21 protein-coding genes are annotated in these 22373 nt (G+C 46.3%); 3 read left to right on the top strand and 18 right to left on the bottom strand.

Going from position 1 to position 22373, the window contains the following annotated elements; translation table 11 throughout:
- Positions 1 to 56: 56 nt before the first annotated feature.
- Genes EIZ58_RS03915 through EIZ58_RS03905 form a run of 3 tightly spaced genes read right to left on the bottom strand, consistent with a single transcriptional unit; the run spans position 57 to position 4276 of the window.
- Positions 57 to 1487: an aldehyde dehydrogenase family protein gene (locus EIZ58_RS03915; protein WP_134699195.1), complete on the bottom strand. Its 1431-nt coding sequence runs from the start codon at positions 1485 to 1487 to the stop codon at positions 57 to 59.
- A gap of 28 nt (positions 1488 to 1515) precedes the next feature.
- A complete protein-coding gene (locus tag EIZ58_RS03910) occupies positions 1516 to 3279 on the bottom strand; it encodes a thiamine pyrophosphate-binding protein (protein WP_134699194.1) in 1764 nt (587 codons plus the stop codon).
- 13 nt (positions 3280 to 3292) lie between these two features.
- Entirely contained in the window at positions 3293 to 4276 is a 984-nt protein-coding gene (locus EIZ58_RS03905; RefSeq protein ID WP_134699193.1) for a zinc-dependent alcohol dehydrogenase, read from the bottom strand.
- Between the two features lie 424 nt (positions 4277 to 4700).
- On the opposite strand from EIZ58_RS03905, the gene EIZ58_RS03900 reads away from it, so the two are divergent.
- The 3 genes from EIZ58_RS03900 to EIZ58_RS03890 all read left to right on the top strand — a co-directional run bounded on the left by EIZ58_RS03900 (position 4701) and on the right by EIZ58_RS03890 (position 7504).
- Positions 4701 to 5264: a shikimate kinase gene (locus EIZ58_RS03900; RefSeq protein ID WP_134699192.1), complete on the top strand. Its 564-nt coding sequence runs from the start codon at positions 4701 to 4703 to the stop codon at positions 5262 to 5264.
- 165 nt (positions 5265 to 5429) lie between these two features.
- On the top strand, positions 5430 to 6113 hold the full coding sequence (locus EIZ58_RS03895) for a response regulator transcription factor (RefSeq protein ID WP_205672105.1): 684 nt from the start codon (positions 5430 to 5432) through the stop codon (positions 6111 to 6113).
- Positions 6110 to 7504, top strand: coding sequence for a sensor histidine kinase (locus EIZ58_RS03890; protein ID WP_134699191.1), 1395 nt, complete (start codon positions 6110 to 6112; stop codon positions 7502 to 7504). The genes EIZ58_RS03895 and EIZ58_RS03890 overlap by 4 nt, the downstream gene beginning before the upstream one ends.
- A 55-nt stretch (positions 7505 to 7559) precedes the next feature.
- Here the strand turns inward: EIZ58_RS03890 and EIZ58_RS03885 are convergent, their stop codons facing one another.
- The 15 genes from EIZ58_RS03885 to yyaC all read right to left on the bottom strand — a co-directional run bounded on the left by EIZ58_RS03885 (position 7560) and on the right by yyaC (position 22363).
- The gene (locus EIZ58_RS03885) at positions 7560 to 8540 is read right to left on the bottom strand and encodes an ABC transporter permease (protein ID WP_134699190.1); all 981 of its coding nucleotides are present in this window, start codon (positions 8538 to 8540) and stop codon (positions 7560 to 7562) included.
- Positions 8533 to 9444: an ABC transporter ATP-binding protein gene (locus EIZ58_RS03880; protein WP_134699189.1), complete on the bottom strand. Its 912-nt coding sequence runs from the start codon at positions 9442 to 9444 to the stop codon at positions 8533 to 8535. Before EIZ58_RS03880 ends, EIZ58_RS03885 begins: the two co-directional genes overlap by 8 nt.
- A gap of 14 nt (positions 9445 to 9458) precedes the next feature.
- Positions 9459 to 10235 (bottom strand): GDSL-type esterase/lipase family protein, encoded by a 777-nt coding sequence (locus tag EIZ58_RS03875; protein ID WP_167577476.1) that lies wholly within the window; start codon positions 10233 to 10235, stop codon positions 9459 to 9461.
- A gap of 119 nt (positions 10236 to 10354) precedes the next feature.
- Entirely contained in the window at positions 10355 to 11158 is an 804-nt protein-coding gene (gene larE / locus EIZ58_RS03870; RefSeq protein ID WP_134699627.1) for an ATP-dependent sacrificial sulfur transferase LarE, read from the bottom strand.
- The gene (larB, locus tag EIZ58_RS03865; protein ID WP_134699187.1) at positions 11158 to 11916 is read right to left on the bottom strand and encodes a nickel pincer cofactor biosynthesis protein LarB; all 759 of its coding nucleotides are present in this window, start codon (positions 11914 to 11916) and stop codon (positions 11158 to 11160) included. Before larB ends, larE begins: the two co-directional genes overlap by 1 nt.
- Positions 11917 to 11952: 36 nt before the next feature.
- A complete protein-coding gene (locus tag EIZ58_RS03860; RefSeq protein WP_134699186.1) occupies positions 11953 to 12936 on the bottom strand; it encodes a 2-hydroxyacid dehydrogenase in 984 nt (327 codons plus the stop codon).
- A gap of 123 nt (positions 12937 to 13059) precedes the next feature.
- Complete coding sequence (gene rnjA / locus EIZ58_RS03855) at positions 13060 to 14781, bottom strand: ribonuclease J1 (protein ID WP_255438176.1); 1722 nt, start codon at positions 14779 to 14781, stop codon at positions 13060 to 13062.
- Positions 14782 to 14795: 14 nt separating this feature from the next.
- Complete coding sequence (locus tag EIZ58_RS03850) at positions 14796 to 15149, bottom strand: hypothetical protein (RefSeq protein WP_134699185.1); 354 nt, start codon at positions 15147 to 15149, stop codon at positions 14796 to 14798.
- Between the two features lie 247 nt (positions 15150 to 15396).
- Positions 15397 to 16584, bottom strand: coding sequence for an iron-containing alcohol dehydrogenase (locus EIZ58_RS03845; protein WP_240688931.1), 1188 nt, complete (start codon positions 16582 to 16584; stop codon positions 15397 to 15399).
- 114 nt (positions 16585 to 16698) lie between these two features.
- Positions 16699 to 17451 (bottom strand): 6-carboxyhexanoate--CoA ligase, encoded by a 753-nt coding sequence (locus EIZ58_RS03840; protein ID WP_134699183.1) that lies wholly within the window; start codon positions 17449 to 17451, stop codon positions 16699 to 16701.
- Complete coding sequence (gene bioB, locus EIZ58_RS03835) at positions 17452 to 18450, bottom strand: biotin synthase BioB (RefSeq protein WP_134699182.1); 999 nt, start codon at positions 18448 to 18450, stop codon at positions 17452 to 17454.
- Between the two features lie 12 nt (positions 18451 to 18462).
- The gene (gene bioD / locus EIZ58_RS03830; protein ID WP_134699181.1) at positions 18463 to 19164 is read right to left on the bottom strand and encodes a dethiobiotin synthase; all 702 of its coding nucleotides are present in this window, start codon (positions 19162 to 19164) and stop codon (positions 18463 to 18465) included.
- Positions 19161 to 20330: an 8-amino-7-oxononanoate synthase gene (gene bioF / locus EIZ58_RS03825; RefSeq protein WP_240688930.1), complete on the bottom strand. Its 1170-nt coding sequence runs from the start codon at positions 20328 to 20330 to the stop codon at positions 19161 to 19163. Before bioF ends, bioD begins: the two co-directional genes overlap by 4 nt.
- Positions 20327 to 21703: an adenosylmethionine--8-amino-7-oxononanoate transaminase gene (gene bioA / locus EIZ58_RS03820; protein WP_134699180.1), complete on the bottom strand. Its 1377-nt coding sequence runs from the start codon at positions 21701 to 21703 to the stop codon at positions 20327 to 20329. Before bioA ends, bioF begins: the two co-directional genes overlap by 4 nt.
- A gap of 108 nt (positions 21704 to 21811) precedes the next feature.
- Complete coding sequence (gene yyaC / locus EIZ58_RS03815) at positions 21812 to 22363, bottom strand: spore protease YyaC (RefSeq protein WP_134699179.1); 552 nt, start codon at positions 22361 to 22363, stop codon at positions 21812 to 21814.
- Positions 22364 to 22373: the final 10 nt, after the last annotated feature.

The raw sequence follows: 22373 nt of genomic DNA, 5'->3' as shown, positions 1-22373 counted from the left end.
CTTTTCGTTTATTTTTTATTTAAGGAGGGGGCGAGCCCCCTCTCATAAAGCTATCATTATTTCTCTAGCTCTGCATCGAAGAACTCTCCGAATAGTTCTTCGTCAGAGGGCTTATCTTCAGGGATGGGCTTGGATACCCATGTCGTATTCATATAGTGCTTCAAGTGGACATTCTCAGAAACAATGTTCCCTCCCCATGTTCCGCACCCTAAGCTGGATGTCATTGGCATACCGTTGTTGAACGCTCCTGCATTGGCTTTGGATTGCGGCTGGCGAACCATGATACGGCTGACTGGAGCAGCTAATCCTAGACGGTGGATGTGCTCATCGTTAAAGGAGTAGATTCCGCAAGAGTGACCTTTTCCGCCTACTTCATAGATAGCGCGCATCATATCCAATCCGTTTTCGAATTCTCCTTCATACTTGTAAACCGCAAGCAAGGTGGTTAACTTCTCGCCAGAGAACGGGTATTCTTTACCGATCTTATCCCCGTATACAATAATGAATTTGCGATCCGCTGGGATCTCGAAGCCTGCGGCTTGAGCTAGCGCTTGTGGTGCTAAGGCTACTGTATCCGGCAAGCGGCGTCCATTTGCATCCCACATCACGGCGCGAAGCTTCGCTTTTTCTTCTTCATTAGCAAGGTATCCGCCCACGTTTTGTAATTGTATTAACATGTCATCGAAAACCTTGTCGCTGATGATCAAGTTTCCGTCTGCAGAACATCCGGATCCGAAGTCAGACGTTTTGCTCAGCATCGTGTTTTTTGCTGCATCTGCAGTGTCCGCTGTGTCATCGATAATCATGGTAGAGTTTCCAGCCCCTACGCCATACGCAGGTGTTCCTGAACTGTACGCACTCTTTACCATGTCTTTTCCGCCCGTAGCCAAGGCTAAATCGGCACGCTCCATCAACGCTTTAGTCATTGGAATGTTCACATTCGTTAAGCATTGAAGGATGTCAGCAGGCGCCCCTTCACGCTCTAGTGCTTCTCTCATTAAACGAACCGTCTCAAAAGAAGTCTTCTTAGAACGCGGATGTGGGGAGAAGATCGCCACATCACGTGCTTTAATCGCATAGATAGCTGTTCCTGCTGGCGTTAAGTCCGGGTTCGTGGTCGGTACGATAGACGCAATGATTCCAACTGGCTTTGCATATTTTACGATACCTTTTTCCGGAAGTTCTTCAATGATTCCCACACTCTTCTGACGAAGAGCATCGCGAAGGATTCCGCGGATTTTGAAGCGCTTGTTCATACGGCTCACCGGGTCACCCAGGCGGCTTTCTTCGATCCCCATATCTACTAAACGTTCAAATGTTTTTTTATTGGACACGGCCCACGCCACCGCTTGGCATAGACGATCCACACGCTCTTGATCGTAAGTTTCAATGATAGCCAATGCTTTTCTTGCTTTCTCGAACGCAAGATCTAATTCTTGTTGCTGTTCTTCTGTCAATTCCGTTGCTCGTACTTTAACCTCTGCCATTTGTGTTCCCTCCATATGTTTTATCTGTTTACGCTTCTACTGCTACGTGGTGAACCTTTTTGTCAGGTGAGTAAATATCCATGATGTTCCAGTGTCCTGCCGTCGGCGTAGGGATGTTTTGCATCTGTACATCAATCACGCAAGGCTTGTTGGACGCAATCGCTTGCTCCAAGGCGGATTTGAATTGCTCCGCCGATTCAATCTTGATCCCTTCCAATCCGTAGGCACGAGCAATCGCTGCATAGTCAGGGGAATACGGCTGGCCATCTCGTTGGAACAAGGTTCCTACGGTCGTTCCGTAGTGAGCTTTTTGTAACCCAGCAATGGTTCCGAAAGCATAGTTGTTCATGATAACCCAAATTACTGGAATATTTTCTTCTGCTGCTGTTGCGAGTACTGCTGGGTTTTGGCCGAAGCCGCCGTCTCCTACAAGGGAGATGACCACGCGATTCGGCTGCGCTATCTTCGCCCCCAAGGCTGCTGGTGCCCCAAAGCCCATGGTCGCAAGACCGCCTGGCGTTAATACCGTACCTGGCTCATAGACAGGGAACTGCTGTCCCACCCCGTTTTTGTTCCAGCCTACATCCGTGGTGATGAAGGCGTCTCGTGGCAATACGTCACGCACATCACGCAAGATGCGTTGTGGTGTCATGGGGAAGGCATTAGAGTTTACGTGTTCTTGGTTGCTGGCCTGGAACTCGGCGCGGTTCGCCGCGATTTTTTGCTTCAACACTTCATTCTGTCTTCCGTTTGGCAGCAACTGCTTCGCTACGCGGTTGATCACGATTAAAGCTTGTTTCAAATCCGCTACAACGCCAATTTCTGCTGGGTAGTTTCTTCCGATTTCGTTCGGGTCAATATCGATATGAATCAGCTTCGTTTTTGGAATGTCGAAGGTGTATTCGTCTTCCCAAGAACTTGCATCTGCTTCCGCAAATCGCGTGCCAATAGCTAACAATACATCTGCGTTACGGGTCGTATCGTTAATGAACTTCGTTCCCCAGAAGCCTGTCATCCCTAAAGCGAAAGGATGATCGTCGGCAATTGCGCCCTTACCCATGAGACTGTAAGCGACAGGCAGACTCAAGTGATCCGCAAGCTCTTTTAGCTCTTGAGCGGCATCCGCTAGCATTACACCTCCGCCTGCATAGATGACTGGATCCTTGGCTTGGATCAGCTTTTCTACGATCTTCGTAGCCGTCAAGTCATCGATGGAAGGCTTGTGAAGCTTACGAGTGTGCTGCTTCACACGGTCGAACAACTCCACTTCCACTTCCATGGAGAAGATATCCATCGGCACAGAGACAAGAACGGGACCTGGTCTTCCACTTTCCGCTAATTGGAACGCTTTCTCCAAAATTTGTGGGAATAAATCCGGACGATCCACACGCCAAGCGCGTTTTACGAAGGGACGATAGATTTCATATTGGGCTGCATCTTGATGCAGGTTGATTTCTTGGTGTGGATGCTTTCCGTAATAGTGACTGGGTACGTCTCCAGCAATTACAACCATCGGAATGGAATCTAGCGCTGCATTGGCAACCCCTGTTGCTGCGTTCGTCAATCCAGGTCCCAAGTGGCTCAAGACCACAGCCGTCTCTTTTTTCGCTCTCGCATATCCATCCGCGATGTGAGCAGCAATTTGCTCGTGGCGGGTGTTGATGAATTTGATTTTGCTATTTTCAAGAGCAGTCAATACCGCGATGTTGGTGTGTCCACATAGTCCGAATAGATGCTCTACCCCACGGTCTTCTAAGTACTTAACTAACTGATGTGAAATCAAATCTTTCATTTAAAGTACCTCCCTAAAATTTAAAAATCACTTTGCCATAATCCCCAGATAAGGCTGTATTATAGGCCTCCTGATAGTCGGAGAGCGGTAGAACTCTAGAGATAATAGGTTCAATGTTGAACGCTGGGTTGCTGAGATAATCTACTGTTTTTTGATAGTCTTCTGGGAAGTTATAAATAATCGATCCATAGATCGTCACTTCGTTGCGAACAATCTGTGTGACTGGAAGCGCAGCCTCAGCCGTCAAACCGATAAGCACAACAGCACCACCGCGTCCAGCTAAATGAAAGGCCTGTTCTACCGATTGCTTAGTCCCTGCCGCCTCAATGACGACTTCAAAGCTCTCGCCTTCTACCTCTTGTGGATAGACCGCTCGAATATCGCCTCCAAGGGATCTCACCAATTCTAGTTTGTTGGGATTAATATCGATTGCTGTCACTTGTGCACCCAAGTGATAACTAAGCGCAGCTGCTAGCATCCCTTCATTCCCACTCCCGACAATCGCAACTCGGGTACCCTTGTTAATCGCGACATTTTTCAAAGCATGGACAACGACCGCAAAAGGTTCGATCAGTACAGCTCTTTTATCTGTCAATCCATCCGGGATGGCGAAAACAAATTTAGAAGAAATGATAAATTCCTCAGAAAAACCCCCATCCTGGTTCACACCCATCGATTTTTTCTCTGGACAGATATTGGTCTTTCCCGCTTGGCAGTACTCACATTCTCCACAGAAGGTATTCGGCAATATAACCACTCTTGTTCCAAGTGGAAATGTAGCCTGTTCTCCCGCTTCAATCACAGTGCCAAGCAATTCATGCCCAGGTCGTAATGGATAGGTTGCATGAGCCAATTTTCCTCTATAAACTCCAAGGTCTGAGCCACATATTCCTGCATATAACAGTTTAATCTTCACTTCGTCTCCTTGAGGAAACGGTAGACTATCAACTAGTCTTAGTTCTAATTCATTCGGACTTTTCAAATGGAGCTCTAACACTTCATGGTTCACCACCTTAAATTCTCTCTACTATATTTGTTTACTAGAGCAATCTAACAAGTTCGTTTGTTGCGTTAGATCGATCTAGTAATGTATTTGTTTACTAGAGCAATCCAACAAAACTCATTCTTTTTGTTAGATCGATCTAGTAATGTGATTTTAGGTTAAATCCGTTATGTTGCCTTTGCCTGATCGTCTTGTTAGATCGATCTAGTTATAAGATAACTGAGAATGTAAACGATGTCAACCCATTTTTTCAGGATGCTCTGTACTTCTAATCCTTATACTACTCCAACTTATAAAGCAAAGCAATAACTTTTTTAAATTGTCTAAAATATCGAGTTTGTTCCCTACTTTAGAACTTTACCGTGTATAGGAAAATAGGGTATGATAAGAGTATTGTAGAGGGTGAGGTTGATCAGACATGAATGACACATTCGAAATACCCATTCGACAACGGAACATTGTGTTAATTGGTTTTATGGGTGTTGGGAAAACGACGATTGGCCAGCTTGTGGCCAAGAAACTATACCGGGACTTTATCGACGTAGATCAAGCTATAGAACAAACACATAGCATGACGATTCCAGAAATCTTTGAAAAACACGGAGAGAAACATTTTAGGCAGCTAGAACGCGATTTTATCGTCAATATCTGTACGAATACTCGCCTCAAGATTATCTCTCTTGGCGGCGGTGCATACATGCAGGAAGAAGTTCGGGAGGTTTGTCTTTCTAAATGCATCGTGTTCTTCCTCGATCTTTCCTGGGAGTCTTGGAAGGACCGGCTTCCGCTCATCATTGGGAACCGCCCCGTCCTAAAGAGCAAGTCTTTGGAAGAAATTGAGGAGCTTTTTCTTAAGCGCAAGGAGGTATACTCCATTAACAACTCCAAATTCACTCCAGAGGGGCATGATCCCAACGCTGCAGCTGATGAGATTGTGGAATCCATTAAGCTTGCTTGGGAGCTGTATGAGCCGATATCATAAGATATCGGTTTTTTTTCAGCATCTGGTGCCGCGAAAGTCTCTTTAACAACCTCGAGACATTCAGCTAAAATCGCGAAACGCCCCGCCATAATCGCGAGAAGAATACATTATTCATTCTCCGTTCATATTCGCATGGTATATTCTCACTAAGGGGGAATGAGATCAATGGAAATCAAAATCCTAATCATTGATGACGATCCGCATATTTGTGAGTTAGTAACCCTATACGGTGAGAAACAAGGCTATACGATATATGCCGAGCACAGCGGAATTAAAGGGTTAGACCGGTACTACGAGCTTCTCCCCGATCTCGTCATTTTAGATATCATGCTCCCAGAGCTCGATGGCTGGGAGATCTGTCAGGAAATCCGCAAAGATTACAAAACACCCATTATCATGCTTACGGGTAAAGGCGAGAGCTACGATAAGATCAAAGGGTTTGATCTAGGAACCGACGACTACTTAGTGAAGCCCTTTGATCCAAAAGAGTTAATGGCCCGCGTCAAAGCTGTCCTGAAGCGAAGCAATCCTCATATCATGAGCGAGGAGATCGTTGTCCTGCCCTCCTTCATTCTGAGTAACCGGGAAAATAAAGTCCTGACCAATGGAAAAGAAGTGATTATGGCACCTAAGGAAATGGAGTTACTCCATTTTTTAGCTTCACATTCGAACCAAGTTTTTACCCGCCAGCAGATACTGGACCAGATATGGGGCTACGACTATGTCGGTGATGCGCGGACCGTAGATGTCCACATTAAGCGAATCCGGGAAAAATTAGGTGAAGATCACAAAGGATGGTCGCTGCGCACCATTCGCGGAATCGGGTATAAATTTGAGGTCCCCAAATGATTTTTAAGAAAAGTATCTTTATGAAGCTGTTTCTAACCTATCTGCTTATCTTGTTTCTTTCTTTTTCCGTATTTTCTTTTGTTTCCTACTTGTTGATCGAAAATAGGCTCACAGCAAGCCACCGCCACGAGCTCTCAGAGCAAGCGCAGACGGTAGCCGAATATATTCGGCATGCCCACGAGCAAGGGTGGGAGCATGAAGTCATTATTGAATCCCTGGAGATGAGTATTGCCCGACAGGACAAGGTATTTTATCTCATAGGGAAAAACGGAGAAGTCCTCTATCACGCGGGACAACCCCCAGTATCCTTATCGCTTGACCATGAATATTACAATTCCGCTTTCCAAGGCAAGCAGATCATCCAAAAAGTCAAATTGAAAGAAATGAACCAGTACGCCCTTCTTGCTGCTGTACCCATTCCTCATGCAAGAACGGAAAAAGTCCTGGTAATGATTTCTTATGGATTTGAAAAAGAGATCTTGCAAAGAAAGCTGAACTTTCTTTTGGGATTAGTCATTACAATACTCGTAACCGCTGCTTCTCTATTCTTTATTTCTAAACGATTAACTTCATCACTAACCGAAATGAGTAAAATTGCGTTGGCTTTCGCTAAAGGAAATTTTAATCAGCGAGTTCAAATTGAATCCAAGGATGAGATCGGACAATTAGGTATGTCCCTTAACTATATGGCAAAAGAATTAGCAAGCCTAGATCAAATGCGAAAGGATTTCGTAGCCAATGTATCCCATGATCTGCGGTCTCCATTAACCTCCATACATGGATTTGCCCAAGCTCTCATCGATGGAACGATCCCGAAGCAACGCCAGGATCATTACCTAACGATTATTAAAAACGAAACCAATCGCTTGATTAAACTCGTCAACGACCTGCTCGATATTTCGAAACTGGAGTCCGGGCATTATGAACTCCAGTCCATTCCTTTTAATTTTTCGGAACTGGTTAGAAGGGTGATTGCCAAAATGGAGCCCTACATGGCAGATCACCAGGTGGAAATTGGGCTAATCACGGATGAAGAAGAAGATATTGAGGTCTTCGCCGACCCTGACCGAATTGAGCAAGTCCTAGTCAATCTCCTGCAAAATGCCATTAACTTTTCTAAACCAGGAGGACAAATTGATGTTACCCTCACCAAAGGGGATAGAGCCTCTCTCGAAATCCGGGATTACGGAATGGGAATTAAAGAAGAAGATATTCAGTTTATTTGGGACCGCTTTTACAAAGTGGATAAAGCCAGAAGCAAAAAGCTCGGTACCGGTATCGGTCTGTCTATTGTAAAACAAATCCTAGAAAAGCACGAAAGCCCAATTGGGGTTGAGAGTGAGCTGGGTAAAGGGACTTCGTTCCGGTTTACACTGCCATTAGCAAAGTGAAAAAGGCTATCCCACCGTCAGAAGACGAGTGAGGATAGCCTTTTTGCTCGGTTAATTAATACACATCCTGTCTAGTAAACACGCTAAACGAGACAGCCAGGGCGGCCAGTCCCCATGCCGCTAACACAACCAAGGAAAACCCTAGCGTCATCCCTTCAATAGGCGGGGTATTTCCTGCCAAGTAATCTGTTATTTTTAAATTGATCATGAACAAGTACTTCGCCGATTCCCATGAAGCGACCATGTTATTGAGGATGGCACCGGCAATTAAAGCAGCTAGCATGACGCCCATTCCCGCAGCCGTGCTTCTCATGAGGACGGATAGCATAAAGGTAAGCGTCCCTACCACCAGGGCGACGAACCAGACCAAGCCAAACACCATAAACAAATACTGCCATTGCGGAATTAAATGGACTCCAGCTGTATTGAGCTCCCCTCCCTCCACGGTAAATCCAGTGATCACAGGGGCCTTCCAGCCACCATAGCCAAAGACGATACCCGAAATCAGGTACGATAGGACACCGAATATTGCTACGATAAACGAAACGGACAGCACCAGGGAGATGTACTTGCTCATCAAGATCTTCCAGCGCTTTACCGGTCTAGTGAGCAGAAGCTTCACCGTCCCTGCACTGCGTTCAGAGGATACTAAATCTGCCGCCACCACCATGACCATTAACGGGATAAACAAGTTAATGGAGTTTTCCGCAAACATACGCATAAAGGTAGGGGCACCTGGTTCCATGGGGTTAATATCTTGATCTAGATAGTATTGCTGCTGTTGTATGCGCAGCTGAAGCTGGCTTCGCCACTCGTCAGAAATTCGGCTGCTGGTGAGACGGTTTTGCGTATCTATGATTTGCTGCTGAAGCGTCGTTCGCCAATCTACCTCTCCTAACCTCTCCACCGTTCTTTCCACGATCTTAAACTGGGCATACGTAAACAGTGAAACGAGCACTCCTATGATAAGCGCAATAACGAGCAATTTTTTCTTTCGCACAAGCTTTAACATTTCATTTTGAACCAGCTTAATCAACCGTTTCGCCTCCTGTCAACTCCAGGAACAGATCCTCTAGAGCAGGGAGCTTCCTTTGCATTTCTTTCACTGCGATCCCATGCTCCACGAGGCTTCTATTCCACCCTGCAGCTTGTTCCTCATCATATAAAGTAATTAAAGTCCCATCGGCTCCTTCCGTGACAGGTGTCCATTGTTCAAGAATCGCTTTGGCCTTTTCCAACGGGCCGACTCTCCAAATTAATCGTTCTTGCAAGGAAAGAAGGGAATCCACCGTATCCACCTTAATAACCTCTCCTCTTGAAATGATCGCCACCCGATCACACATAAGCTGAATTTCACTTAACAAGTGGCTAGAAACCAACACGCTTAAGCCTTCCTCCTCAGCCAGGTAACGGATAAAACTACGCATCTCCCGAATTCCTGCGGGATCGAGACCATTTGTCGGTTCGTCGAGGATCAGTACCCTCGGCTTTCCGAGAAGGGCTTGCGCAATCCCTAGCCGCTGCCTCATGCCCAAAGAATAGGTTTTTACCGGATCATGAATCCGTTCCTGCAAGCGCACCAGCTTGACCACATCATTCATATGCTGTATATCGGACTCAGGTAGCATTCTAGCAAAATGCTCAAGATTTTCCCAGCCTGTCAAATAAGGGTATAATTCCGGGTTTTCTACGATACAGCCTAATTGACTCATCGCTTGGATAAAGTCGGTCTCTACATCATACCCGCATATTTCGATGGATCCCGAAGTCGGCTTGATTAAACTGACCAGCATCCGAATGGTGGTGGTTTTACCGGCGCCGTTCGGACCTAAGAACCCAAACACTTCTCCTCTCTTCAGCTCGAAGTCGATTCCTTTAATAATTTCCTTTTTACCAATGACCTTGCGTAATCCTCTCACCGCTAATGTGATTTCGCTCATCTCTTTCTCTCCTCCTATTTCATGATCAATGAGGCAAGACGCTCCGCCATCATCTCGTACCCTCTGGTATTAGGGTGAAATTTATCAGAGAATAAAAAGTCGTCCACCTCTAATTGAAATAAATCAAAGGTTGGCACAAACACAGTACGCCGATCTTGATCGAGCCATTCATTGGTTTCATAGTTCCATTGACGAACGGCTTTTGTCGTGATGTCCGAATCTCCTAACTCAATAAAGGGATTGTACAAGCCAAGATAATAGATCGTGGCTTCAGGGTTTACCGCTCTTAGCTCCGTCATGACCAGTTTAAAATTCTCCATATACTCGGTTCGAAGCTCATCAATCTTTGTCGGATCCAGATCAATTAACGTGCGCCCGCCACGGAAAAGGTCATTTCCCCCGATCGTCATCACAATGTAGTCCGCTTCTTTTACCTGTCTCTGAATTTCGGCTTGCTTGACTAGCTCTAATAGTTGGTCAGAACGGTAGCCTTTCACGCCAAAGTTATGAAGGACCACTTTTTCCCCCGTTTTCTCTTCCAGTAGATCTACGAGATAGCCAACATAACCCTTGCCATTGGAATCCCCTGTACCTCGAGTAAGCGAATCCCCTAAAGCAACAATGGTGGTTCCATCCGTTATCTTTTGGGATGTCGTCGCTTCTGTTTGAGTGACCGTTGCGGCTACCGTACCGAAAAAATGACTTTGGATCGTCCAGCCGAACCCAAACAGCAAGACAAGAAAAGATAAGCCCGATAAGGCTGTAATGGTTTTTACCAGATAGTTCTTCACATCTCCACCTCTTCTTTCTACTAACATTCTAGACTAATAGTAACATTCTTATATGAACAGATCATGAATAACTTTCTTCCGTAAAAAGAAAAAACCCGGCTCTTAAAAATCGAGCCGGGTTAGTTATTAAGTACTTTGTTCATGCTGCCACTCTGATAGCCGAAGAGATCGAGCGTGACATAGGTATAGCCATAACCTTGGATGGTCTGTGCGACTTCCTTATACCGTTCCAAGAGAATAGGCATATCCTTCCCCTCCACTTCAATTCGTGCAATATCCCCATGGGTTCGGACACGTACCTGTCGAATACCCAACCCTCTTAGAAATTGCTCGGATTGATCAACTTTGGACAACTTCTCTAACGTAATAGGCTCTCCATAGGCAATGCGGGACGAAAGGCAGGCAAAAGAAGGCTTATTCCAGGTAGATAATCCTCGTTCTCTTGATAGCTCCCGAATCTCTTCTTTTAATAAGAGGGCTTCCTGTAGAGGCCCTCTTACTCCCATTTCTTTTGCCGCAAGGGTTCCAGGTCTATGCTCGCTTAAATCATCGGCAATTAAGCCAAAAACGATATTTTGGTATCCTTGTTCCTTCATGATTGGAACTAAATGTTCAAAGAGATTCTTTTTACAAAAATAGCAACGATTCTTCGTATTTTCTGAATATCCTGGGATGGACAGCTCCGATGTTTCGATGACTTGATGTCGGGCCCCCAATTCTTCAGCGATCCGCTTCGCTTCCATCAGTTCACTGGAGGGATAGGTCTCTGAATCCGCGGTAACGGCCAGTACATGCTGAGGGCCCAAGCAATCGAGCGCTGCTTTTAAAAGAAACGTACTATCTACGCCACCTGAAAAAGCAACCACGACGTTCTCCATCTCCCCAAGGATTTGGTTTAACTTTATTAGTTTTTCTTGGTGAATCAAACGCTCACCCCCTCACCCAAGCGATTAATTAAAGTAGCTGCATAAGCTGCTCCAAATCCGTTATCAATATTGACGACCGTAATGCCAGAAGAGCAGGAATTAAGCATGGACAGCAAAGCCGTGACGCCTCCAAAATGACTTCCGTATCCCACACTAGTGGGTACCGCAATAATCGGCTGGTGACACAATCCTCCTACCACGCTGGGTAAAGCAGCCTCCATACCTGCGATACAGATAAGTACACGGCAGGTTTTAATGTCATCTAAATGATGAAATAGGCGATGGATTCCCGCAACACCAATGTCGTAGAATTCCTTCACAGGGTTTCCCATGGCCTGAGCGGTAACGACGGCTTCCTTCGCTACCGGAAGATCTGAGGTGCCTGCACAGAGAATCCCAACTGTCCCTTGATATTGCGGCTCAAGCGGTTTCCTCGCATGTAGAAGGGTTTTTGATTCTTTGCAATACTTCAAGCGAGGTAAACGACAAAGGATCTCTTCTGCTTTTTCCGGTGAAACCCTAGTAGCGAGAACGACTTCATATACATTCATCATCGATTCAAAAATCCTTGTGATTTGAACCGCTGTTTTGCTTTCGCCATAGATCACTTCAGGAAAACCCTTTCTCTCCTTCCGATGCTGATCAATCTTCACGAACCCTAAATCTTCGAATCGCTTTAATTCATCGTAGGCTTCGCCGGGATCCAACTGACCTTCCGCCACTTTCTTCAATAACCATCTAAGCTGTTCACTCATGGACTCTTCTCCTCCACACCCTTATTATATGAACCTTTACTTTTCATAGACTTGCGGATTCACAACATGAGGCAGGACTTCATCCATAAGCCCCGCTACCAAATTTTGTGCAGCCATGACGGCCATTCTTGTCCTTGTTGCAATGCTGGCGCTCCCAATGTGGGGGAGAACGGTAACATTCGGCAGACTAAGCAGCGGATGATGGAGTGGCACCGGCTCTACATCAAATACATCCAATCCCGCAGCCCAAATGGATCCATTCTTTAACGCATCGTACAGAGCGGTTTCATCCACATTCGTTCCTCTTGATGTATTGATAAAGATGGCATTCGGCTTCATTAAACCAAACTCTCTTGCCCCCATTAACCGATAGGTTCCTCCGCCGCCCGGCGCAAGCAGCACCACATAGTCGGATTGCCGGAGAAGAGCTTCTAACTCAACATATCTTGCCCCTAGCTCAGCTTCTACTTCCGGGCGTGGATTACGATTGTAATAAAGAATGTTCATGCCAAATCCGGCCGCTCTCCTGGCAACCGCTTCTCCAATTCTGCCTAGACCAATAATTCCGATTGTGGCTCCATAAATATCCTGACCCGTTAAAAGCATGGGTGCCCAGCTGGCCCATTTGCCTGCTTTGACAAAGTCATGACCTTCTGCGACTCGGCGCGCCGTTGCCATGAGTAAAGCGAAAGTAAGGTCTGCCGTGGTTTCCGTTAAAACGCCTGGTGTATGGCCTACTGCTATCCCTCTTGCTGTAGCGGCCGCAATATCAATGTTGTCGTATCCGACAGCCATGGTACTGACTACCTTTAATTGAGGGGCAGCCTCGATTATCTCCCGGTCAATTTTATCCGCTACATTGGTATAGATGGCCACGGCATCTCTTGCTTCCTGAAGCAATACGTTTTGTGGAATCGGCTCTTCCTCCTTGTCCCATAGGAATATGGTTGCATGCGGCCTTATCAATTCCATTGCTTGCAGCGGTATTCTTCTGGTAACCACAACCTTTGGTTGATTCATTTTTCCTCTTCCTCCTTCATTCTTTGTCAAATGGAAACAGCGAATCCGATGATGAAGAAAAGGCTGTCTCTAAAGGTCGGCAAAAACCGATGCTTAGGGAACAGCCTTTTAGAAAGTGGGGCTTTAAGCTTTAGGAACCCTCTCTTCTTCTAGAGGTTGAGCCTCATCTTTAGGCTCCATGATAATGGGAATAATCATGGGACTGCGATTGGTCTTGGATAAGAAGTAGGGAGACAGTGTATTGGAAATTTGCCCCTTCCATTCTGACCACGACGTTACGCCTTTATCCAACAACCGCAAGATGGTTCCTCTCGTTAGCTGCGACGCTTCCCTCAGCATGTCCTCTGACTCTCGAACGTAGACGAATCCACGGGTGACTAAATCGGGACCAGACATCAACTTCTTATTTTGCATATCCACGGTTAGAACCACGATCATTACACCGTCTTGAGAGAATCGCTTACGATCGCGCAGTACAATATTCCCTACGTCACCGACTCCACTTCCATCAACCAACACCACTCCTGCACTCACCGCTTTCCGCTCTACAGCAACGGTAGCTGCAGCGTAGGACTTCGTATAGCGGAAGACATCACCAATCTCCATAATAAATGTATTTTCCGATGGGATCCCAATTTCTTGTGCCAGCTTCCCGTGCTGAACCAGCATCCGGTACTCCCCATGGATCGGAATAAAATACTTCGGCTTCATGAGGTTGAGCATCATCTTCAAGTCTTCTTGACTGCCGTGACCGGAGGCGTGGATCTCTAACTGATTTCCGTAGATTACATCTGCCCCCGCGCGGAAAAGTAGGTTAATGGTTCGATTGATCGCAACATCATTTCCGGGGATGGGGGAAGAGGAAAACACAACGGTATCCCCAGGGATAATCTTGATTTGCCGATGAGAGCCTTGAGCAATACGAGTAAGCGCGGCCATCGGTTCTCCTTGACTTCCCGTACAGAGAACGACGACTTGTTCAGGCTTATAGTTATCAATCTGCTTGGTTTCAATTAATATTTCTTTTGGTGCCCTAATATAGCCTAGACGTTGTGCAATCTCAAACACCTTCTCCATGCTGCGCCCGATAAGGGCAATCTTCCTTCCATAAGAGATGGCTGCTTGGACAACTTGTTGCAGTCGATATACATTCGAAGCGAAGGTGGAGAAAAGAATCCGCCCCTGTGCATGATGGAATATATGATTAATGGATTCGCCGACGATTCTTTCGGAAGGTGTTCCGCCTTCCCTTTGACTATTCGTACTATCGGACAATAAGGCTAATACGCGTCCACTTTCTCCGAGCTGTGCCATTTTCCTAAAATCTGACGGATTACCCATTGGGGTTAAGTCAAATTTAAAATCACCAGTATGAACGATGGCTCCTTCCGGTGTATGTACGGCTATCCCTAGAGAGTCTGGGATCGTATGATTAGTTGTGAAAAAGCTTAGCTTGATAAGTCCAAATTCGAGGGTATCGTTTGGGTTGATCACATGCAGGACACTATCGCGCAGCAGATGATGCTCCTTCAATTTAGCCTCTACTAAGCCAATCGTAAGAGGGGCTCCGTAAACTGGGACTTTTAGCTTTTTAAGCACATAGGGCAGGGCCCCGATATGGTCTTCATGACCGTGAGTAAGGAAAATGCCTTTAATCTTTTCTTGGTTGTCTTCAAGATAAGAGATATCAGGAATCACAAGATCGACTCCCGGCAACTCCTCATCTGGGAACTTACCGCCGCTGTCAACGACGACAATTTCATCCCCGTACTGAATGACATACATATTTTTCCCAATCTCCCCCAAACCACCTAGGGCAAAAATTGAGATAACGGACTCTGACAACAAGATCACCTCATCTATTGTGTATAGGACTTTGTAAGATCAATGTTTTCTAACTTTCTCCAGTCATATTGCTGCTGGCTCATCTCCCAGCTTGTGATGATGCCAGAAGGGCGAGATTCTCCTTGTTCAATCATTTCCCGAACGATATGGACTCCGCGTTCAAAGAGCCATTCCGAAGGATTGAATGTCTTGCGATAGTTGTAGATCTGCAAGGCCATTTTTGTCACCCCAAGCTGGTACAGAAAAAACGGGGTAGTTTCTTTGGTCACCATAAAATCGCTGTATACAAACTGTTCTTCCTCTAAATAATGAGAGAAAATATGATAAGGCTCACCCTGTACACGAAGGACAAGTTTATAATTAGACAAGTTTCATCATCTCCTTATAAGTTGCTTCACGTTCCCATTCGAAGTTCAAAAGACGATGAGGGCACTGCGGGGGAGGATCAATAAGAAGAAAGGACGCCGTATCCTTTCATTTTAGCAAGATTAGGCGAATTTATACTCACTGAAAGTATTGTACAATTCATTATACCAAAAAATACTATTTATAACTAAGTTTCATGCAAAAAATAGAAAAAGTGTCCCGGTATGGCTCTTGGGACACTTTTCATCATTACTCTCCAGTATAAGCGGCATTCAAGATCTTTACAATATCATTAGCCTGCAACGGGCGTGTGGCTGCAACAAACCCTTGGCCCATTCCACTTACTCGTACTGTGTCTTCCGCCATCTGTTGGAAGGATTCCTTAGGTATACCTACATTCTGAAGCGTATCATAAGCTCCAATCGACTTCATCCAATCCTCAACAGCGGCAATAGCCGCTTCAGCAGCTTCATCAAGGTTCTTGTGAGTCAGACCAAACACCTGTCGGCCTAATCGAGCAAGTCGCTGCGGCCGGTCTGGCTTAACAATATGCTTGAAATACGCAGGCGTCAAAATGGCTAACCCTCGCCCATGAGAAATATCAAAATGAGCAGATATCGTATGTTCAATCTGATGAACGGGGAAAGGACCCCCACGGCCTGCACCCGCTACGCCTATAAGGGCTAGTGTACTGGTCCAGAGCAATTGTGCACGAGCCTCATAATCCTGAGGAGAATCAATGGCTTGGCGAGCATATTTGATAACCGTTCTCATTAACCCCTCTGTAATTTCGTCTTGAACATGCGCCTCTTCATCTCCAGTAAGATACCCTTCATACAAATGCGTAAAGATGTCTACAGCTCCGTCAGCCGTATAGTTGGCCGGAACGGAGAAAGTCAGCTCAGGATCTAGAATAGCCGCCTTAGGGAAAAGGCCTGGCCCTGAGATGCTCGATTTTTCCTTCGTCTCCCAATTGGTGATTACGGCTCCGGAATTGGCTTCTGAACCCGTTGCTGCAAGAGTAGGAATAGCGATAATCGGAAGAGCTTCCTGAATTGGCAACAAAGACTTCCATAATCCAGTATGGTTTCCGCGAATATATTCATGAATTGGCCTCTTAGATAGAGCAACGGTTGCGATTGCTTTTGCTGCATCCATCGCTGAGCCTCCGCCAAGGCCTATAATCAGCTCACATTGTTCTTCTCTAGCCAGCCTAGCCGCTTCATCGATTGTAGTCGCGCGCGGGTTTGGTTCAATCCGGTCAAAGACAAGGGCATCCACATCTGCCTTCTTTAATGATGTCAAGACTTTCTCTAACGTTCCTGTCTTTTGGGCCGAGCTGCGCCCCGTTACCACAAGCACCTTCTTCGCATAGCCTTTGACGATATCCCCCGTCTTTTGAACTTCACCCTTTCCAAAGTGAATTTTGGTTGGCATGTTTAATATGAAATCTAGCAATCGATTCCACTCCTTTCACCTATCTACCATGATAACACATTCCATTATCCACATTTTCCTTGAATATGCAAAAAGAGCCCATACAGGGCTCCTTCATCCAATCCATACTGGAATTTCCTCTAAATAGGTTTGTAAGCTAGCCAAGTCGACCTGATCCATCACATAGAAGATGCGCCCTCCACATAAGCTGCCCTTTTCCTTCAGTTGGGTAATTCTTACGTACCCAGTTTTACGTGATGCAATATATCCTGTAATATACTCAGGATCATCCGACCAGCAAAGCTCTGCTACCATAAAAGGAGCATGAGCAACCTTCGTAGCTAAGGCTATCGCTTCTGCTATGCGTGGAGTACCTAAACCTGGATGCTGTGCGGACCACTGTATGAAGCGATCCTCATCCCATCCCATGCGAGTCGCTCGTATTCCCCTGTCCTTATAAAGGTCCAAACGCTGGCCAGTCGATGCGCTTAGAACAGCGGCTCCACGCAGATTGGTAGAGCTTAGTAGCAATTCTAGACCATTCCTTATCGCTGATTCGGAGACGCCTAATGAACGAAGATGTATGACTGCCTGTTGTCGCCCTTCCTCCACACTTTGGACTACATCCGTGGATACGGAAAGCGGAGTAAGCCGTACAAGCTTCTTCACCTCTATTTTCTCTACGACTAATTGGATATAATCAGCTTCCCCCCGGCTATGAGAAATGGCCTTCTTCAAAAGTTGCCTAGCTGCTTCTTCCAGTGACTGTTTTAGAACCAGGGTTTCACCGCCGGAAATATGAAATCCTCCTTTTTCGTGGGGCCCTCCCTCAGCGGCCCTCATTCGAACGCTATAGATTTCATCCATTTATAACGCACACTCTTCAATTTCAAAGCCAAGATCTTCAATTATGCCCCAATCCGCTTTCGGCTCTTGCCCGGCTGTCGTGAGATAATCCCCCACAAAAATAGAGTTGGCGGCGTACAGACTCATTGGCTGTAAAGAGCGAAGATTGATTTCGCGTCCCCCTGCAATGCGAATTTCCTTCGATGGATTAACAAATCTCATCATAGCAATCAGTTTCAAGCATTTGCGAGGGTCTAAATCCTGACGTCCCTCCAATGGCGTCCCATCTATAGAGTTTAAGAAGTTGCATGGGATGGAGTCTGCATCTAATCGACGAAGCGACATGGCAATCTCAACCGCTTCTGCATCACTTTCACCCATTCCGAAAATCGCACCGGAACAGGGAGACATTCCCGATTCTTTGACTTTCATCACGGTATCTTCACGGTCTTCATAGGTATGTGTCGTGGTAATATTTTTATAGTTTTCTTGGGAGGTATTTAAGTTATGGTTATAACGATGAACTCCAGCCTCTGCAAGCTTTCCTGCATGAGTTTCATTGAGGAAGCCTAAACAGCAGCAGATCTTAAGATCCGTTGTGGAGCGAATTTCTTTAACTGCTTCAATAACATGGTCAATCTCCTTGTCAGTAGGTCTTCGGCCAGAGGCTACAATGCAATAAGTTCCTGCTTTTCGGCGGATGGATTCCTGCGCTCCTTCTACAATCTTTTCTTTGGTCAGCCACGCATACTTTTCGATAGGGGCCTCCGAAACAATGGATTGAGAGCAATAGCCGCAATCCTCGGGACATAATCCTGACTTGGTATTAATGATCATGTTCAGCTTGACCTTGTTTCCATAATAATGATGACGTATTAAATAGGAGCCATTAAGAATCTCTAGAAGCTCACAGTCTGGCGCTTGTACAATGGATAGGGCCTCTTCGGCCGTAAGCGCGTGACCTTGAATCACTTCCTCCGCTAAGGCTTTCCAGCTTTTCTTTACAACCAATTCCATCATGATCCCTCTCCCTTAAATATCAATATGTTTTTTCAGCAGATCCCATTTCATCGTCTCTACCATTGCACGAACCACATGTTGCGAGGATTTCCAATCTTCCACCCATGGGATGACTCCTAAGATCGGGACACCGCTATAGGACTCTATGAAGCTTGGGTTGGTCTCTTCGACTACACCTGCTTCTCGTACTTGAAGTCCAGAGATCACAACACCTGCCACCTCAAGCCCATAACTCCGCACATACTCGATCGTCAGCAAGGTATGATTAATGGTTCCCAGATTCGGTCTGGCTACGATGAGGATGGGAAGAGCAAATCTTCGTGCCGCATCCACGACCATCCCATCTTCTACATAAGGGACAGCAATCCCGCCAGCTCCCTCTACCAAAAGAAAATCATGCTTGCTTTGCAATTGAAGGTACCCTCGCTCAAGATCATCTAACGTTACCCGTTTCCCTGCTCTTCTTAAAGCAAGTAAGGGGGCCAGGGGCTCTTCTAGTGCATAGGGGCAAATCTCTTCCACAGGATCATCGACGCCGGAGAGATTCTTTAGTCTGGCAGCATCCCCATCCGGATGATCGGCAAGATGACCGCTTTGCACCGGTTTGTAAACTCCTACATTACATCCCATCCTTCGTAAGGCACCCGCCATACCACCCGTAACCATGGTCTTGCCTACTCCTGTATCTGTTGCCGTGATAAAGAAGCCTTTCATATGGAGTGTACCTCCCCCTCTTTTAGCTTTCTGAAAGCCTGAATAACCTCCGCAATATCCTCCTCTTGGTGTGCAGCCATGACAGTCAAACGGATTCGTGAGGTGCCGGAAGGAACGGTGGGCGGGCGAATGGCCGGCGCGAAGATTCCTTGAGCTTGCAGGGCCTGCGAGCATCTCATCGCCTCATCTACTTCCCCACATACCACAGCCAATATCGGAGTTTCCCCACCCCATACCTCATAGCCCATCTGGGTTAACTCTTGATATAAGAGCCGAGTCATCTTCCTGAGGTGCGATCTACGTTCCTCAGCATCCGGAATAACGCTTAGAGCGGCTCTTGCACTAGCGATGACCCCTGGAGGCAGCGAAGTAGAAAAAATAAAAGGTCTGGCATGGTTAAGCAAGTAGTCAATCAATGTAAAGCTGCCAGCAATATAGCCCCCCTCCGCTCCCACCGCTTTGGAAAGGGTGCCCATTTGAATGTCAATCTGTCCCTTCAAGCCAAAATGCTCTGCTGTCCCGCGGCCGTTTTTCCCTAACACTCCGACTGCATGGGCATCATCAACCATCACTTGTGCATCGTACCGTTTAGCCAGCTCCACAATGCCAGGCAAGGGTGCGATAACACCATCCATCGAAAATACGCCATCCGTGACAATCAGCCGTCTCTGGAAAGAGGCGCTCTCACGAAGCTTAGCTTCTAAATCTTCTAAATTCCGATGCTGGTATACTAGTGTTTTGGCACGAGAGAGTCGGCAGCCATCAATAATGCTCGCGTGATTCATGGCATCGGACAAGATTACATCTTCTTTATCTACTAGGGTGGTCAAAGCCGCTACATTCGCCATATACCCTGTATTAAACACAAGAGCCGCTTCCGTTTTCTTGAACGCTGCCAGCTCTGCTTCAAGCTGCTCATGGAGAGAAGTATTGCCTGTGGTTAATCTAGAACCAGTAGACCCCGTGCCTAAGCGCTCAGTCGCTTCTATCGAGGCTTGTATAAGCCGTTGATCATGAGCCAATCCAAGATAGTTATTGGAGGCAAACATCCGCATCTTTTGTCCATTAACTAAAGCCAACCCACCTTCGTGAAAGGATTCCACGGTTCGCAGTTGCCGATACAGACCCTTCTCTTTCATTAGTTCTAGCTTTTGCTTCCAGATCATTCTCCGGTTACCTCTTCAATGGATTGATAGAGGATACCAAGCATCGCTTCCAACTCATCCCTGGTAGAGGCAAGAGGAGGCATGAAGACCACCACATTCCCCAGAGGACGAATCAGCATCCCTAATTCGCGTGCGCGCCTGCATACTTGAACACCCATACGCTCTTCCCATCGATAAGGCTCCTTCGTCTCTGGATCCAGGACGAGCTCGAGACCAATCATGAATCCTTTCTGTCGGATATCCCCCACATGGCTAAGGGATTGGAATATTTCTAGCTGACCAGCTAACCAACGGGACTTTTCTTCTACTTGGGAAACTAGGTTTTCTCTCTCCATTAGCTCTAGATTCGCAATCGCTACCGCACAACCAAGCTGGTTTCCGGTGTAGCTATGTCCATGAAAGAAGGTTTTCATCTCTACGTAATCTCCCAGAAACGCTTGGTAGATTTCCTCTGTTGCTACCGTAATAGCAACGGGTAGATAACCCCCTGTTAACCCCTTACCAGCAGTGAGGATATCGGGGGTTACGTCTTCATGGTTACAAGCAAACCATTGCCCCGTACGCCCGAAGCCTGTTGCCACTTCATCGGCAATCAGCAGCACATCGTATTTGGTGCAAAGATCTCGTACCCCTTTGAGATACCCCTCTGGCATAACCACAATCCCGCTTGCCCCTTGCACCATGGGCTCCACGATAAGCGCAGCCACTTCCTTATGATAAGCCTCAAGAGTTTCTTCTAGCTGTGCAAGGAAATACTGCGTCTGTTCCCGATCATTTCCACCGATGGGAGATCGATAGCGATGAGGGTAAGGAACCTTATAAGATTCAAAAAGAAGACTAGAGTAAGCCTTGTGATAAATATCAATAGCACCTACGGATACGGCACCGATCGTGTCACCGTGGTAAGCCTCTTTCATGGTAATGAAGCGGGCTTTCTGCGGCTGTCCCTTGTGCTGCCAATACTGGAAAGCCATTTTGATAGCTATCTCAACCGAGGTCGCTCCCGAATCGGAGTAGAACACTTTCGTAAGCCCCGGCGGCATTAGGCCGATTAGCTTCTCGGCCAATAGAATGGCAGGCACATTAGCCATCCCTAGAAGCGTGGAATGCGCAATCTGGTCCAGTTGGTCTCTTATAGCTTGATCAAGTTCTGGAACGCGGTGACCATGGACATTCAACCAGATGGAAGAAACGCCATCCCAATATTCCTTGCCTCTTACATCGGTTAACTTTCTGCCATTTCCACTCGCAATAATAACGGGTTCATCCTCTAGGTAATCTTTCATCTGGGTAAATGGATGCCAGAGATATTGTTTGTTTTTTTGTGCTAGCTCTTCATAGGTTAGCCCTTGGCTGGTTACAGCAGTCTTCATGGTCCCCTCCTATATGTAAACTAAAATTTTCTAATTGGTTAACAATATGAAAAGTATAACATGCATTCCAATATAAACCAACAAAAAAATCACCTCTATCGAGGTGATTTAAGTGGGAGTAGAATATATTCGCTTCGGAAACAGCCAACCAAGGAGAAAGGCCGTTTGCTTCGCCATGTCCATCACGAGATCCAATTGGGTGGACATCAGCAGCAGCTGATTTTGCATCCCTGCGTTAATGTTTACAATACCCTTGATATGGTAATTCCCTACAGGAGGAATGTTTTTTCCGACTCCGCTTCCTGGGCTAATCGGACCTTCTTCCAAGAATAAATAGCCCACGTGATGGATCCGTCCTAAGGCAGCATCAAGGGCAATTATGGTTTTGTCGGAGGGGATTTGCTCTACCGTTTCTTGCAGGTTAAGATGATGCACCGGCTGATCGATGGTTCCAAAAATATTTTTGTACCCCCTATCTTTGAGATAGGTGCCAACTAATGGAGCGTAAGCGTCTCCTGTGCATCGGTTTGTGCCAATACAGAGGAACACCACATTCTGATAGTGCAGAAAGGATGGGAAGATTTCCCTCCAAGCATTTCGATAAATGTGACTGGGGACTTTTTGTTTGGCTTCAATCCATTTTTGAATATGTGCGTGCATCCTTCACCTC

It is taken from the genome of Ammoniphilus sp. YIM 78166 (assembly GCF_004522215.1).
Classification (GTDB): domain Bacteria; phylum Bacillota; class Bacilli; order Aneurinibacillales; family RAOX-1; genus YIM-78166.
The sequence above is the reverse complement of the archived record's forward strand: the minus strand, read 5'-3'. Positions and strand labels throughout refer to the sequence as shown.